General features: G+C 59.8%; 15 protein-coding genes, 2 tRNA genes and 1 pseudogene. 6 read left to right on the forward strand and 12 right to left on the reverse strand.

What is annotated here, in order from left to right; all coding sequences use genetic code 11:
* Positions 1 to 385 (reverse strand): transposase (locus tag DXY10_RS06380; protein ID WP_170955725.1); only part of this gene is annotated, 385 nt, incomplete at its 3' end.
* Between DXY10_RS06380 and DXY10_RS06385 the strand changes: the two genes are divergently transcribed.
* Entirely contained in the window at positions 350 to 727 is a 378-nt protein-coding gene (locus DXY10_RS06385) for a PqqD family protein (RefSeq protein WP_244281965.1), read from the forward strand. The genes DXY10_RS06380 and DXY10_RS06385 overlap by 36 nt on opposite strands.
* Here the strand turns inward: DXY10_RS06385 and DXY10_RS06390 are convergent.
* From DXY10_RS06390 to DXY10_RS15080, 5 genes and pseudogenes are all read right to left on the reverse strand, one after another.
* On the reverse strand, positions 724 to 1,275 hold the full coding sequence (locus tag DXY10_RS06390; protein WP_244281967.1) for a hypothetical protein: 552 nt from the start codon (positions 1,273 to 1,275) through the stop codon (positions 724 to 726). The two genes, DXY10_RS06385 and DXY10_RS06390, sit on opposite strands and share 4 nt — an antisense overlap.
* Positions 1,268 to 2,149, reverse strand: a complete 882-nt coding sequence (locus DXY10_RS06395) for a sulfotransferase domain-containing protein (RefSeq protein ID WP_115017469.1) — start codon at positions 2,147 to 2,149, stop codon at positions 1,268 to 1,270. The genes DXY10_RS06390 and DXY10_RS06395 overlap by 8 nt, the downstream gene beginning before the upstream one ends.
* Positions 2,142 to 3,164 (reverse strand): hypothetical protein, encoded by a 1,023-nt coding sequence (locus DXY10_RS06400; RefSeq protein ID WP_115017471.1) that lies wholly within the window; start codon positions 3,162 to 3,164, stop codon positions 2,142 to 2,144. Before DXY10_RS06400 ends, DXY10_RS06395 begins: the two co-directional genes overlap by 8 nt.
* Positions 3,165 to 3,181: 17 nt before the next feature.
* A pseudogene (locus DXY10_RS14865) lies at positions 3,182 to 3,289 on the reverse strand (asparaginase); the annotation flags it as partial.
* Between the two features lie 321 nt (positions 3,290 to 3,610).
* Positions 3,611 to 3,697: transfer RNA gene (locus tag DXY10_RS15080), tRNA-OTHER, on the reverse strand.
* A gap of 54 nt (positions 3,698 to 3,751) precedes the next feature.
* Here DXY10_RS15080 and DXY10_RS06415 point away from each other — a divergent pair.
* Positions 3,752 to 4,879, forward strand: coding sequence for a class I SAM-dependent RNA methyltransferase (locus tag DXY10_RS06415; protein ID WP_115017473.1), 1,128 nt, complete (start codon positions 3,752 to 3,754; stop codon positions 4,877 to 4,879).
* Between the two features lie 19 nt (positions 4,880 to 4,898).
* Here DXY10_RS06415 and DXY10_RS06420 read toward each other — a convergent pair whose 3' ends face one another.
* A complete protein-coding gene (locus tag DXY10_RS06420) occupies positions 4,899 to 5,312 on the reverse strand; it encodes a phage holin family protein (RefSeq protein WP_115017476.1) in 414 nt (137 codons plus the stop codon).
* Entirely contained in the window at positions 5,312 to 5,776 is a 465-nt protein-coding gene (locus DXY10_RS06425) for a hypothetical protein (RefSeq protein WP_115017629.1), read from the reverse strand. The genes DXY10_RS06420 and DXY10_RS06425 overlap by 1 nt, the downstream gene beginning before the upstream one ends.
* Before the next feature lie 57 nt (positions 5,777 to 5,833).
* Between DXY10_RS06425 and DXY10_RS06430 the strand changes: the two genes are divergently transcribed.
* The 3 genes from DXY10_RS06430 (at position 5,834) to DXY10_RS06440 (ending at position 11,247) form a co-directional block, all read left to right on the forward strand.
* The gene (locus DXY10_RS06430) at positions 5,834 to 6,211 is read left to right on the forward strand and encodes a hypothetical protein (protein ID WP_115017477.1); all 378 of its coding nucleotides are present in this window, start codon (positions 5,834 to 5,836) and stop codon (positions 6,209 to 6,211) included.
* A 65-nt stretch (positions 6,212 to 6,276) separates the two neighbouring features.
* On the forward strand, positions 6,277 to 9,882 hold the full coding sequence (gene smc, locus DXY10_RS06435; protein ID WP_115017480.1) for a chromosome segregation protein SMC: 3,606 nt from the start codon (positions 6,277 to 6,279) through the stop codon (positions 9,880 to 9,882).
* A gap of 114 nt (positions 9,883 to 9,996) precedes the next feature.
* A complete protein-coding gene (locus DXY10_RS06440; protein WP_115017482.1) occupies positions 9,997 to 11,247 on the forward strand; it encodes a PRC-barrel domain-containing protein in 1,251 nt (416 codons plus the stop codon).
* 20 nt (positions 11,248 to 11,267) lie between these two features.
* Here DXY10_RS06440 and msrB read toward each other — a convergent pair whose 3' ends face one another.
* The 3 genes from msrB to DXY10_RS06455 form a co-directional block, all read right to left on the reverse strand.
* Positions 11,268 to 11,696 carry a peptide-methionine (R)-S-oxide reductase MsrB gene (msrB, locus tag DXY10_RS06445; protein ID WP_115017485.1) on the reverse strand — a complete coding sequence of 143 codons (429 nt, stop codon included), beginning with the start codon at positions 11,694 to 11,696 and terminating at the stop codon, positions 11,268 to 11,270.
* 25 nt (positions 11,697 to 11,721) lie between these two features.
* Positions 11,722 to 13,029 carry a glycosyl transferase gene (locus DXY10_RS06450; protein WP_115017487.1) on the reverse strand — a complete coding sequence of 436 codons (1,308 nt, stop codon included), beginning with the start codon at positions 13,027 to 13,029 and terminating at the stop codon, positions 11,722 to 11,724.
* Between the two features lie 75 nt (positions 13,030 to 13,104).
* Positions 13,105 to 13,186, reverse strand: a tRNA-Leu gene (locus DXY10_RS06455).
* Between the two features lie 157 nt (positions 13,187 to 13,343).
* Between DXY10_RS06455 and accC the strand changes: the two genes are divergently transcribed.
* A complete protein-coding gene (accC, locus tag DXY10_RS06460; RefSeq protein WP_115017490.1) occupies positions 13,344 to 14,687 on the forward strand; it encodes an acetyl-CoA carboxylase biotin carboxylase subunit in 1,344 nt (447 codons plus the stop codon).
* A 42-nt stretch (positions 14,688 to 14,729) separates the two neighbouring features.
* Here accC and DXY10_RS06465 read toward each other — a convergent pair whose 3' ends face one another.
* Positions 14,730 to 15,059, reverse strand: coding sequence for a YggT family protein (locus DXY10_RS06465; RefSeq protein ID WP_244281984.1), 330 nt, complete (start codon positions 15,057 to 15,059; stop codon positions 14,730 to 14,732).
* Positions 15,060 to 15,070 lie beyond the last annotated feature (11 nt).

The following is a 15,070-nucleotide window of genomic DNA, read 5'->3' on the forward strand; positions in this document are numbered from 1 at the left end:
CCTTTGGATTGGCATGGATGTAGCGCAATGTATTCAGCACTCGCCTGTGATCTTTGGGAGAAATGGCAGTGGCGTAATACCTGGCTTCCCAAAAATGCCCGCAACGTCCAGAAAGGCGATTCAAAGCCATGGCTGAATACCAGCCAAACCAGTGCATCAGCTTTGGCAGCTGTGATGCATCATCAGGTCTCACCAGCAAGTGCAGGTGATTAGCCATCAGGCACACCGCATACAAGCGATGAGGCACCTTTTGCTTGGCTTTAGAGAGCACAGCTAACAGCACATCCCGTCTCAATCCTTTGGCAATCAGAAACTGACGGCTATTGCACCTCAGCGTGATGTGGAAGGAGTGGCCTGCTGGAAGATAGCGCGGTTGACGTGCCATGTCCTGACCGATTTCTATGCCATTATTGGCAAGATGCTAATGATGAGTTTTAAAAGTCAGATGGTTAGTAGCAGCAAACGTTTTAAGCAGCATTCCCAAGCTGTTTGCACCGAACTCGATGGCGGTGTCGCTTTATTTCAAAGCGACACCTGCGACTATCTAGTTCTCAACGAAACAGGCTCAGCCATTTGGAATGCACTAAAATCTCAACCTACGTTGGTTGAACTCTGCAAGCATTTACAGGACGAGTATGAAGTCACCCCAGATGAATGCAAGACCACTGTTGAAGCATGGCTGGAAGCCGCCTTGGAGAAGAAAGTGATTGCCGTAGTTGATGATTAAAATGAGAAGTGTGTTTTGAGCTTTCTAGCCCAAATTTCACCGCCAAGTTGATTTCCTCCAAGCATTTGGAACCCAAGGCGTGCAAAATAACGTCGCATGGGTGCTTTTTGCAAGCCAGGATTAATGTTTTCAGCCAGCAATACATTTGCTCGATGATCACGTTTCTCCGCTGCACGATCAAACCCTTCAAGGAATGCTCTAAAGAGCTGATTTGCTAAACGTGGCTGCCTGTATCCTGGGATTATGTACATGCGTTGAAAGTAGGCATGGGTTCCGAGTTCTAGTGATTCTTCCAGCTCCCGCAATACGACAAACACAATGCCGTTAATCACGCCTAATTGATCGCGTGAAATAGCGGCTGGCTGCCGCGATATGGGTTTTTTAAGCAGATCCATTTGCTTTAAGCCATCGCTGTTTCTTGATGCAATTCTGAAAGATCTTAATTCTTCTTGATATGCATTTCCATACTGGCTCCAGAAAGCTCTCAGCTCACGCTTTAGCTGATCATTCACCCCTCCAAATACAAATTCAATTCGTGGTTCAGTCAAGCCCCGGTCCCTCATACTGAAAGCGTTTCATCGCCTCAGACAATCCCTTAGCGAGTCGTTGTCGCTGCTCAATCGTCAGTTGTTCCGCACCCTCACCTGTGCGCCCTGAGCGAAAGAAGCGTTCACAACCAGCAGGCTTTTCTGCAAAGCCATCAACATCTTCCTCCAGCTTCTTGAGTCGATCAATGGAGGTATTTTCGAGAGCTTGATCAATTAGATGAGCATCATTCGGGAGGCCCAAAAAGGTTGCTAATTTAGTGAATGTTTCTGATCCTTTTGCTAGCATGTCTTCATAGCGCATGATCAACACTGGTAGCTGAGTTTGATCAGCCCATGAGCGCACATGTTGATCCCAGCGGCCCATGTGTTGTCGTACTTGATGGCCACCAAAGCGTTCTCCTGGCACCAGTGCTGCACTTGGATCAAGCAGGGAATCAACACATCGATCCAGCGGCCATGAGAAGAAATGACTGAGTGATACGGCCACATCTTCTGGGTGACGCAGGATATAAACAACACCGGAGCAACCGGCAGTGCTCACCACCGGACGACCACGTGAATCAGGAGATTTAAATGCATCATGCACTTTGTGAAAGCGCTCTCCTTCTGCGAATAGCCACGCACTGGCACCAGCACGTCCGCGCAATGGATCAAGTTCACTAAAACTTAGATCGCAACTATTGATTCCTAATTGATCGTCCAGCCAAAGCCTGGACGAGGCAATCGCTCCAGTCTCAATGTCTTGATTAAGGTTTAGTTCTTCTCCAGGATTGTCTCCTGTCAGCCTCATCAATTCAGTAATAAAAACCCGGCACCAGGTGTTGCCTGATTTTGGATATGAGGCCAGATACCAGTAGCTGTGATCTTCAGTCATTGCTTGCATGCTCATCAATAGCTTCTTTGCGCTGTTGCATTGATTCGGGTTGCATCAGGTTCACCTTCTTCAGGCTTTCGGCCATCGTTCTGATTCCATCTGGAACGATCAAGGCATGCAACGGCACCTTTCGAGCTAGTGCAGCTGCCTGCATAAACAGCTGCGCTTCTGCATCCATGCCTCGATACATCCTGGCGTGAAAGGCTTGGTTACGCAGGCGCATCAAGGCATTTGTTTGCGAGACATTGCGTGAAGCCTTGATCGATACTTTTTCCACTTCAACGCCCTCTTCAGGGTCATCGTCCTTACCTGATTCCTCTTTGGCACGGTTTAAGGCATAGATCAGCCGCAATGGTGTTGGCTGGCTCATGCAATCCAAATCCTGCGCCAATAGTGCATAGCGCTTCAACCCCTTTCTCACCGGTGGCAACTGCGCCCAATTCAGATCCAAAGCCATAGCGGCGTCATGCCAAAGCTTGAGTTGATGCATCCCTGGTAGAACCAGCCCATCAGGGCCCACGGCAACGAGCTCACTGCTGAGCAAGCGCCAACCGTCTTGCAGCAAACACCAGGCCAGGGTGCTCTTCCCGGCAGCTGGATGGCCCAACAGGAGGATGGCCTCACCATCGCGCTCCAGCGCTGTTCCATGCAAAACCAATGCACCGCGCTGGATGGCTAAGGCTCCAAGCCCACTGGTGACAGCAAACGTGCGGATGTCGCGGTCGCTGACGCTGTCGTCCCAGCGCTGCCATTCCAAACGCTCACCATCAGTGGCACGAAACCAGCCAATGCCTTCAAGTTCCAGACGCCATTCCTGAGGCGCCAACTGCAACATTGGCGTGCTGTGAGGGCTGGGCTGCAGGGCTGGCCACTGCCGGTGATCAGCTTCCACCAGTTCCACCAGCGGTTCACGTCCGGTGAGAACTGCATCGGCTGGCATCAACTCCGGCAACGCCAACGACGACGACAGCAACATGCCGAAAGCTTGATAGGCCTCAGGAGACGCTGCAGGCATCAGTTGGCGAGCTGGCGTTAAGAGATCAATGCTGCCAGCTCTGCACGATTTAATCCTGCAATCGACGCCAACAACAACAGCACCCGTGCTTTCTGGGGATTGAGGCGGCCTGCTGGCAGCAGTCCAGTCCCAGGCCTACCGAGTGCTCCTCACCATCCACGAGTCACTTGCGTGCAAATTTGCGTGCAATCAACTTCAAGGCGCTGCGCCAAGACCCTAAGAAGCAAGTCTCTGGCAATTAAAAAGGGCCCTTCCAGGCCCCATGAGTCATTTGGGTGATAAGGCTGACCTCACCCCATCTCCCCTAAGGGTCAGGCAGCAACAGGGGCTGCTTGACGGGAGAAACGAACGATGTTGTTCGCTGTTACGGGTTTGCTCTTACCGAGCAGGCTTCAGTCACCCTCCTTATGCCCCGTCGAAACCATTGCAGCCCCAGGAAATGAGAATGGAGCTGAGCGGAATCGAACCGCTGTCCGAAACACCGGTGTGGATCACCTAGTCCGGCCGAAACCGGACCTTGCCATTCTGGCAGCAGTGGTCACTAGGAGCACACAGGATTGGGGAGGGAGAACCGACAGCACAAAACCATGCATCGCGGCATTGCTGTGTTGCCCCAAGGTCTTGAAGAAGCCGGCGCCCAAGAACTGATCGCGCTGGGCGCCAAAGCGGTGCAACCGCTTCGCCGTGCCGCTGCCTTTGAGGCCGACAAACCCTGTTTATACCGCTTGCATCTGCAGTGCCGCCTACCGTTCCGGCTGCTGCGAGAGCTGGCAAGCTTCCCCTGTGACGGCAGGGATTCCCTCTATCACGGTGTGCAGGATGCCGTGGATTGGGAGCGCTGGCTGCATCCCTCAATGACCTTCCGCGTGGATGCCACCGGCACCGCCCAAGGCCTCAATCACAGCCACTACAACGCCCTTCAAGTCAAGAACGCGATCGTCGATCGACAGCGGGATCTCTGGGGCGAGCGCTCGTCCGTCGACCTCGAAGAGCCTGACTTGCACCTCCATCTGCACCTCGGGCGCGGAGGCGCTGTGCTCAGCCTGGATGGTTGCGGTGGCAGCCTCCACCGCCGCGGCTACCGCGCTGCGATGGGCGCAGCCCCTCTCAAAGAGAACCTCGCCGCCGGCCTCATCCGGCTCACAAACTGGGACGGCACAACTCCCCTTGTGGATCCCCTCTGCGGCTCAGGCACGCTGCTGATCGAAGCGGCAAGCCTCGCGCACAACCACTGCCCTGGCTTGCAACGGCAGTTCAGCCTGGAAGGCTGGGCGGATTTCGATAACGAGCTATGGCAGGACGAACTCGCGAGAGCCAAACATCGCAGCCAAAAGCAACGGCCACTGGCCCCGATCATCGGCTGTGAGCAGGACGCGACGATTGCAGACCAAGCCCGCAGCAACATCGCCGCAGCAGGGCTAGACGATTGGATCACGATTCAAACCGGTGATTTCCGCAACTTCTCGCTGCCGCCAGGCCCAGGGGTGGTGGTCTGCAACCCTCCCTATGGCCTGCGGGTCGGCGATGGTGAGGACCTGGAGAGCCTCTATAGCGATCTAGGCACGACGCTGAAAGCCCAAGCATCCGGCTGGGATGTCTGGGTGCTGAGCGGCAATCCCGGCATCACTGGAGCCCTGCGCATGAAGGCCTCACGCCGCATCCCGATCAGCAACGGGGGGATCGATTGTCGCTGGCTTCATTACCAGGTGCGCTGATGCTGCTGGGCTTCGACTCTCAGCGACCCAGCACCGCCTTGGTGGTGCGACTAATCCCTTCCAAGGTCTGAGGCAGATAAGGCCCCTTGGCCAATTGGCCGCCCAGCCTCAGGCTGACGCCAGCGAGCACCACATTGCCAATCGCCAAGGCAAGCAGGCTGCGCGTCACACCCAAACCCCAGGCCTCCTGCATCCACACCATCAAGGCCGCCTCGACGGCAACCAAGGCCAGCAGCATCAACGTGCCGCCCATGGCCAGGAACACACCACCACTGATCAGGCGACGCTTTTCCCGGTCCACCTCCTGCAAAGCGATGCGGACGTGCAGATCCATCACGGAGGAGGCCAACGCCGTCACCCGCGCCGCAGCACCGAGCCCCCTAGGCCGAGAGGATTCAGGCCGCTGGGCCTGGTCGTCAGAGAGATCAGACATCAGGAGCGCCTCCCGCCGGCAATCAATGATCCGATCACCATGCCAACACCGGCGGCAATCGCAAGCGAGAGCAGGGGCCGCTGACGCACAGGACGCTCGATCTTCGGGCGCAAGCTGTGATTCAAATCATCCAGCAGTTGCTCGAGCTGCTGTTCCAGCGGTTCAAGGGCGCCACTGAAGCCATCGCCGTCCTTCCCAAACGACTGGAGCAGATCCTCCAGCTGGGCATGCACGAGATTGGCGGCACGGCCCGACTGCACCGAGATCACCCGCACAACCTCATCAAGGCTGCCTCGGGTGGCCTCAAGGGTGTGCTCAGCCACCTCTGGCCAGCGTCGCTGGATCTCCGGCAACAACGTGTCGAAGTGCTCACGGAACTGATCAGCCGCCGACTGGAGCGGTGGACCGGAGGCAGCAGCTCCCGGGTTGAACTGATCATCCGCAGGGGATGGCGCCGACTCCATGGACATCCGTTTCGCCAGCTGCAGGTTAGGGATAGTGACAATGAGGTGAAACCCCCCATGCAGCGGTATGTCGTGCTCGAACACACCGGAGCTCCAGATGATCCTCTGGGATGCCACCTGGATCTACTGATGGAGGACGGTGAGTCCTGCCGGTCCTGGCGACTGAACCACCTGCCGCAACTTGACGGTCCCGACCTCGAGGCCACACCCCTTCCTCCCCACCGCCTGGTGTGGCTTGAGCGCGAGTCTGCTGCCGTCTCCGGAGGGCGGGGCTGGGCCCGACGCCTCGTGGGGGGGGTCTACAAAGGTGCCCTGCCACGCACGCCTGGCGATGCGGTCATCGTTCAGCTCACTGGCATGGCAGCGGTCGGGCTACCCGACCCGGTGCAGCTCCTGATCAGCAACGGCCAGTGCCGGTTGAGCCCCTGCATCTAAGCCAACCCCCTTGAGGTTTCCAGAACCTCCGCTAATTTCAGAGCGCTGAAAGCCCCCTGATCCTGTTGGTTCATATCAATCAGGTTGGCTTTAAGCACTTCAAGTCCTTCGGGGGGGCGATGAGCATCCCCCTGGATACAGGCTTCACCGTCGTCACCGGACCGAATGGGTCGGGGAAAAGCAACATCCTTGATGGGGTTCTTTTCTGCCTCGGTCTGGCCACCAGCCGCGGCATGCGGGCGGATCGCCTCCCCGATCTGGTGAACAGCGGCATCCTCAAAGCCGGCAAAGCCGCCGAAACGATGGTGAGCGTGCGTTTCGACCTCAGCGACTGGCAGCCCGACGCCGCTGAAGAAGGCCTGGAAACCCCCGAGGAAGGCCCCTGGATCAAAGCGGACCAGAAGGAATGGACGGTGACCCGAAAACTGCGGGTGATGCCTGGCGGCTCCTACAGCAGCAGCTACACCGCCGACGGCGAACCGTGCAATCTCCAACAGCTGCAAACCCAGCTGAGACGGTTACGTATCGACCCAGAAGGCAGCAACGTGGTGATGCAGGGGGATGTGACCCGCATCGTGTCGATGAGCAACCGCGAACGCCGCGGCCTGATCGATGAACTGGCGGGTGTTGCCCTGTTCGACACGCGGATCGAACAGACACGGCGCAAACTCGATGATGTGCAGGAGCGCCAGGAGCGCTGCCGGATCGTGGAGCAGGAACTACACAGCGCACGCCAACGGCTGGAGAAGGACTGCGCCAAGGCACGCACCTACCAGGCCCTACGCACCCAGATGCAGGAAGGTCGCCAGCAAGAACTGGTCTTGGCCTATGAAGCAGCGAAACAAGCCCTGGTGCAGCTGCAGGAGCGTCACCGCTCCCTGGGAGACCAGGAGGTGCGCGATCACGAAGCCCTGAAGACAGGCGAGACCACCCTCTGCGAAGCCGCAGCCCATCTTCAACAGCTTCAGGAGAAGGTCAAAGACCTGGGCGAAGACAAACTCCTGGCGGTGCAGGCAGAACTGGCGGGCCTGGAGAGCCAGGCCCGAGAGCTTGAGCGCCAGTCGGTGCAGCACAAGCAGGAGGGAGAAAAACTCCAAGGCCAACGCCATGACCTCACGAATCGTCGTCGCGCCCTGCAGGACAACTCCCAGTCACTGCAGACGAATGCAGACAATGATGCCCTAAAAGCAGCGGAGCAAGCCTGCCATCAAGCCGAAGCGGCCGTCGAGGTCTCACGCCGCCGCCTCGGGGATGTGGCCGGCCGCTCCGGCACATGGATGGAAGAGCAACGTCAGCGCAGCAGCCGTCGGCTGGACCTTCAGGCTCAGATCACACCCCTGCAGCAGGAGCAGCAACAGCTCAAGGCTCGGCTTGTACAAGACCAGGAACGCCTGCATGAACTCGAGGAGGAGTTGAAGCAAGACGGCTCTGAAGACCAGCAAGTGCAAGAGGCCCTTACCAAGCTGGAAGCGGAATGGCAGACCCTGCTGCAATCGCTAGAGGATGGCAAGGCAGAGGTCCAGCAACTGGTCGAGTCCGTAGCGGTGCAGCAACGCACCCGTTCAAGGCTTGAGCAGGAGCAGAGCCGCCTTGAACGCGACATCGCCAAGCTGGAAAGTCGCCGCGAAGCCCTGCAGGAAAGCCGCGGCACCGGCGCCCTTCGCCTGCTCCTGGAAGCCGGGCTTGATGGCATTCATGGACCTGTGGCCCAGCTCGGCGAAGTCGAAGAGCTCCACCGCCTTGCCCTGGAAGTCGCCGCAGGGGCCAGGCTTGGCCAGGTGGTCGTTGATGACGACCGGATCGCTGCCCGGGCGATCGAGCTGCTCAAGAGCCGCCGTGCCGGCCGCCTCACCTTTCTGCCGCTCAACAAGATCCGCGCCACCGGTGGCGTTGGTGGTGCAGCCATGGCCAGGGGCCGACGCCCCGATGGTGCCGCCTCTGGTGGGCTGATCGGACGCGCCGTCGACCTGGTGCGCTTCGAGCCGATTTATGGCGATGTATTCGCCTACGTCTTCGGAGACACCCAGGTATTCAGTGATCTGCACACGGCCCGGCAACAGCTGGGCCGTCACCGTGCCGTGACCCTGGAAGGGGAATTGCTGGAAAAGAGTGGTGCAATGACAGGTGGCAGCTTCTCTCAACGCAGCAGCGGCCTGAGCTTTGGCACCAGCCAAGACAGCGATGAAGCCGAGCCCTTACGTCGCCGCCTGCTCGAGTTGGGGGAAACCCTCCTGGCCTGCAGGCGAGAAGAGCAGCGACTCGTCGACCAGCTTGAAGCGGCACGCCCGAAGCTGCGACAACTGGAACAGCGCCAGGCCGGCCTGGACGCCGAACGCAGCGCTGCCCGTCGAGCCCATGGCCCGCTCATGGAACGCTGCAGGCAGCGCAATCAACGGCTTGACAGCCTGCGCAGCGGCGAACACAGCGGCCGCGAGCGCCTCGAGGCTCTGAGTGCAGCTCTCACCCCTCTCGAAGACGAGCTCAACCAGCTCACAGGCCAAGAGCGGAATGCCCAGGCCGAAGGTGACATGGAAGCCTGGCAACAACTGCAGAGCGATCTGGAAGCAGCGGACGCCACCCTGCTGTCAGCAAGAAACAACAAAGACGCCCTGCTGGAGGAGCAACGCCAGCGCGAATTAGCCCTGGAACGCCTTGGCGATCAGCAACAGTCGCTTGAGGCGGAGGAAACCCGCCTCAAGGACGCAGTGGAAGCACTGACCAAGGCCCATGGCGAGTGGCGCGAGCAACAGCAGCAGCTTTCCAGCCGTAAAAGCACTCTGGAAATCGAACAAAAGGAGCTGCAAACCGCCTTCGGAGAGCAGCGGCGTGCACGTGATGAGGCCGAAGCGATCGTGGCCGACCAGCGCCAAAAATTGCAGCAGGCTCGATGGGAACTGGAGCGTCTACGCGAAGAGCGGGAGACCATTGCAGAACAGATCCGCAGCGGCGGCATCCGCCTGCAAGAACTGAGCCAGACCCTGCCCGACCCTCGCCCAGAGATCCCGGCAGAGGTGCGTGACGGCGGGCTGGAAGCCCTTCAGGCCTCCCTTCAAGAGCTGCAGAAGCGCATGGAAGCACTCGAGCCGGTGAACATGCTCGCCCTTGAGGAACTGCAAGAGCTGGAGACACGCCTGGGTGACCTCTGCGAACGACTGGAAGTGCTCAGCCAGGAGCGGGAAGAATTGCTGCTTCGCATCGAAACCGTGGCCACCCTGCGCCAAGAAGCCTTCATGGAGGCCTTCCAAGCGGTGGATGGTCACTTCCGTGAGATTTTCGCCAGCCTCTCCGATGGCGATGGCCATCTCCAGCTCGATAACGCCTCCGACCCCCTGGAGGGCGGGCTGACTCTGGTCGCTCATCCGAAAGGGAAATCAGTGCGACGGCTGGCCTCCATGTCTGGAGGGGAAAAATCACTGACCGCCCTCAGCTTTCTCTTTGCTCTGCAGCGGTTCCGGCCTTCGCCCTTCTACGCGCTCGATGAAGTCGACAGCTTCCTCGATGGAGTGAATGTGGAGCGTCTAGCCGCGCTGATCGCACGCCAAGCCGAGGATGCCCAGTTCCTGGTGGTCAGTCACCGCCGGCCAATGATTGGAGCCTCCCTCCGCACCATCGGCGTCACCCAGGCCCGCGGCGCCCACACCCAGGTGGTGGGCCTTCCCGACGCAGCCTGACCTCACCGACCGCCAACCCCGCCCGCACGGGAGTACAGGCACCCTCTGACACAAACAGTCAATGCGAGCTCACTACGCCAAAATGGTCCGAATTGCCACGGCTGAGGCCTGAATTTGACCTCGACCCCAACCCCTAACGATCCTCTCGAAACGGTGCCCAGCGACAGGCTGTGGCTCCGCTCCGAACTGATGGGAACCCAGGTGATCACCCGCGACACCGGCCGCCGCCTCGGCGTGGTCGGCGAAGTGATCGTTGATATCGATGGGCGTGAGGTGGTGGCCCTCGGCCTGCGCGACAACCCCCTCACCCGCTTCCTCCCCGGCTTGCCTCGCTGGATGCGCCTCGAGCGCATCCGCCAGGTGGGTGATGTGATCCTGGTCGATTCAATCGATTCGCTCAGCGAAACGTTCTCACCTGAGCGCTATAGCCGGGTGATCAATTGCCAAGTCATCACTGAATCCGGCAGTGTCCTCGGCCGGGTGCTCGGCTTCTCGTTCGACATCGAAACCGGGGAACTCACCACGTTGGTGATGGGAGCCCTAGGCGTGCCTCTCCTAGGTGAGGGTGTGCTCAGCACCTGGGAAATCCCGGTTGATGAAATCGTCAGCAGCGGCCCTGATCGGATCATTGTTTACGAGGGCGCAGAAGACAAACTCAAGCAACTGAACAGCGGCGTTTTAGAGAAACTTGGCGTCGGCGGCCCGAGCTGGGAGGAACAAGAGCGAGAGCGCTACCGGGTCAATGTGGTGCCGGTCGAAAACCAGCTCAGCTCAGGACAGCCGGCAGCAGACCAGCAGAAACAATTGCAGGCCTCACAAAGCGCCAACTTCGCCCCTGAAGAGGAGCTGGAATACGTCGAAGTGGAGGATCGTCGCAGCGAGCAGCAAAGCCAGCGTCGCTATATGGACGAGCTGCCTGAACAGGACGCATACAGCCGCCGCGATTCGTATGACAGTCAGGGCGACAACCGTCGCCAGGCCTATAGCGATCAGGAACGGTATGGACGCGATCGCTATGGCGATCCCGCCAACGCGGCGCCTGAGGACAACGCCGACACCTACGGCGATGAACGGTTTGAGACTGAGCGATACCCAAGGGATCGAAACGAACGACCTGAGCGTTACGCCGCAGATCCCCAAGCTTGGGATGATGCTGTTGCGATGACCCCTGATCCTGAGGTTGGGCCTGAGGTTGGGATGGAGGTTGACCGCTTTGAAGCGCGTCCTAGGCCAGCTGCCCGTCGAGCGGTCCAACCGCCAGAAGATCCCCTGGATGTGGAACCACTCGAAGCCAATGAGGCCTATGCAAGGCAGAGCGACCGGGAGCCCCTACCCAATCGCAACGACCTAGACGACCCCTGGTAGATGCTTGTGAGCAGGATGGGTCAGCCCTTCTGCTCAAATCGGAGCGAAGCACTGTTCACGCAATACCGCTGACCCGTCGGCGTGGGGCCATCGCTAAACACGTGGCCGAGATGGGCGTCACAACGAGAGCAGTTGATTTCGGTCCGCACCATGCCATGACTGACATCGGTCTTGGTGGTGATGGCTTCAGGACTGGCACCATCCCAGAAACTGGGCCAGCCAGTACCCGAATCGAACTTGGTATCGGAACTGAACAGTGCAGCACCACAGCAAACACAGTGGTACATCCCGGTTGCCTTGTTGTCCCAATAGGCACCAGTGAAAGCCCGCTCGGTGCCACCCTTGCGCGCCACCTGAAACTGTTCAGGTGTGAGCTCGGCCTTCCATTCCGCCTCGCTGCGCTGAACCCTGTCTTGAGCATCGAGGGGCAGGCCAGAACTGGCGGTCATAGCGGCGTTTGATTCGAGCCTCACGCTAGTCACACAGAGCCTTTGGCAGAAGAGCTCTCACCTCCTCCGCCAGAGCCGCCACGGCACCGGGCTGGCCCCGCAGGAGGCGGAGATCATCCCGTTGCCCCTGCAACCGCTCAGGCGACGACAGCCAGTCGGCCGCCTCCGCGGCGATCGCCTCCGGTCGAATCGCGCCAACCCGTTCGGGCACCACGGCGCGACCGGCAGAGATATTCGGCCAGGCCAAAAACCCATGTTGACGCAGACGCCAGGCACTCAGGAGCGCGCCAATGCACCAGCGCAGTCCAGGTAGGCGGGCAAGCAGTCCTATCCAGCCATCCCAAGCCTGCATCACACCAAGATGCTGGGTGGGCACGATCACGATCATCGGCACACCCAGGGCCCCTAGCTCAGCAGTATTGGCACCAACAGTGGTGAGGGCCAACGAACATTGACTCAGGGGGCCATGGGCGGGGGGCTCCTCCTGGAGATGAATTTCCGTTCCCGCGATGGTGATGAGCCGTCGCCAAGGCGATCCATCGCTGGCCGGTTCGATGGACGCAATCCCCGAGCCATAGAAGCTTGCGATCGGATTGCGCGCGCCGGCGAAGCGCTGCAGAGCCGCCAACGAGGTGGTGGGCGCGACTGGCATCAGGAAGCGGCAGCCAGGGTGCAACGGCACCAGACGATCAGCGACCTCCAGAAGAAACGGCATTCCCACTGAAAGCTTGGCGGGCTTGGATCCTGGCAACAACGCCACCCAATCTCCCTGCGGCAGGGGGGACTGGTCCCGGGCATGGCTTGAAAGATCCGCCATCAGATCGCCAACCACCGTGCAGCGGGAACGGAACCGACGCGGCAACTGTTCACGCACTGCCGGCGCCATCGCCGCCAGGCGGTCGTTCCAGCGAGGCCATCGCGCCACCCACTCGGCGTAGGTGATGTGGCGATAGCCAAGCCGAGCAGACAGCAACACACTCCAGAACTGATCACCACCGAGAAACACCACCACTCCCTGAGCCGCCCAGGGGCCTTCCCGGCGGGGATTCAACAGCAAGGGCCAGAAGCCACGAGCGGGCGTAATGCGATCAAACTGGCCCCAGCGGGCCGCGGCCTCAGCCTCCTCACCTGTCGCATTCGGACAGGGCACAAGCACCAACCGCAGACTGATCAGCGACTGAGGGGCGCGTGGACGCAGCTGAAGTGTGCGGTGCAACTGTTCCGCTAGAGGACGAACCCAGGTCGCCAGCTCCCCAGGGCCGTTCGAAACGAACACGATGGATAGGTTGGGCGGGAACTCCTGACCAACGCCAGAAGGCTGTTCAACTGGCATCAACCCTCATGGAAAGCTTGGGTGGAACCCAGGCTCGGAACCGAGCTGGATCCGATCAGATCATGAAGATAAAAGTGCGGATGGCGAGACTTGAACTCGCAAGGCCGAAGCCACACGCCCCTCAAACGTGCGTGTCTACCAATTCCACCACATCCGCGTGGCTGACGTGACCGCTCGGATCTCGTCGAGGATGGATCATACCGGGCCATGGTCCATGTCCCTGCCAAGCGCGCTGGCAGGGGCGTCCAACGCAACGGATTCTTCTCCGAAAGCGTGAGCGCTGATACGATCCGCCCTTGACTGGAAACTGCGGGATGCCCATCGGCAAGGTGCTGATCGCCAACCGCGGCGAAATTGCGCTCCGAATCATCAGGAGCTGCAGGGAGCTGGGGATCGCCACAGTGGCCGTCTACAGCACTGTGGATCGCAACGCACTGCATGTGCAGTTGGCCGATGAAGCGGTTTGCGTCGGCGAAGCAGCCAGCAGCAAGAGCTATCTGAATATCCCCAACATCCTGGCTGCAGCGACGTCTCGCGGCGTGGATGCCATTCACCCGGGATACGGCTTTCTGGCTGAGAACGACCGGTTCGCCGAAATGTGCCGCGACCACGGCATCACCTTTGTCGGCCCGTCACCCCATGCGATCCGCTCGATGGGTGATAAAGCCACGGCCAAGAGCACGATGCAGCAGGTGGGCGTCCCCACCGTGCCTGGCAGTGAAGGGCTTCTCGCCAGCCCCGAAGAAGCGGCAACCCTGGCAGAAGAGATGGGTTACCCGGTGATGATCAAGGCCACGGCGGGAGGCGGTGGCCGTGGCATGCGCCTGGTCCCTGGCCCGGACCAGCTCCACACCCTGTTCAAGGCCGCCCAAGGCGAAGCAGAAGCCGCCTTCGGTAACCCTGGTCTCTACATGGAGAAGTTCATCGACCGCCCCAGGCACGTGGAAGTGCAGGTGCTGGCCGATCGCCACGGCAATGTGGTGCACCTGGGTGAACGGGATTGCTCGATTCAGCGCCGTCACCAGAAGCTGCTGGAAGAAGCACCCAGCCCTGCTCTTGACCCCGAACTACGCATTCGGATGGGCGAAGCGGCCGTTGCCGCGGCCCGCAGCATTCAATACGAAGGCGCAGGCACCGTTGAATTCCTGCTCGATCGCGGCGGCGGTTTCTACTTCATGGAGATGAACACCCGCATTCAGGTCGAGCACCCTGTCACCGAAATGGTGACGGGCATCGACCTGATCGCTGAACAACTACGGATCGCCGGCGGTGAGACGATCAGCGTCAGCCAAAACGACATTCAGTTGCGTGGCCACGCGATCGAATGCCGAATCAATGCCGAGGATGCCTCCCACAACTTCAGGCCTGCTCCCGGCAAGATCACCGGCTGGCTCCCACCCGGTGGCCCTGGCATCCGTGTCGACAGCCACGTTTACACCGGCTACGACATCCCACCTTTTTACGACTCCCTGATCGGCAAGCTGATCATCTGGGCTCCAGACCGTGAGAGCGCCCTCAAGCGCATGCGACGCGCACTGAATGAATGTGCCATCACGGGCATCCCAACGACCGTGGAATTCCACCTCCGCCTGCTCGATCGCCCCGAGTTTCAGAACGGTGATGTGCACACGAAATTCGTCGAGCAGGACATGCTCTAGGCAGCACTGAGCTCAGACGACAGAGGGTGGCGATTCAGCCACCTAACCGACCATGGAGCTGCGGATTAACAGCTGTGAGAGCAGACCCTGTTGGCCAACCAACAGTTCGCGCACAAGGCTGATCAGGCCCAGCCAGATCACCGGGGTGACATCCACTCCCCCGATCGGTGCGATCAGGCGGCGGGTTGAGGCCAGCAAGGGCTCGGTGGGAATCGCGACCAGGGGCCATAACCCCACCCTGAGATCCACCTGGGGATACCAAGTGAGCACGATGCGCACCAGGAAGCAGAGGGTCCAGACCGTCAGCAGCAAGCCCAGCATCAGGTGCACAACCGGCAGAACCGCAACGAGGGTTGGCGTCACAAAGCTCAAAGCATCCGAGC

Source organism: Synechococcus sp. UW140 (assembly GCF_900474295.1).
GTDB lineage: Bacteria > Cyanobacteriota > Cyanobacteriia > PCC-6307 > Cyanobiaceae > Synechococcus_C.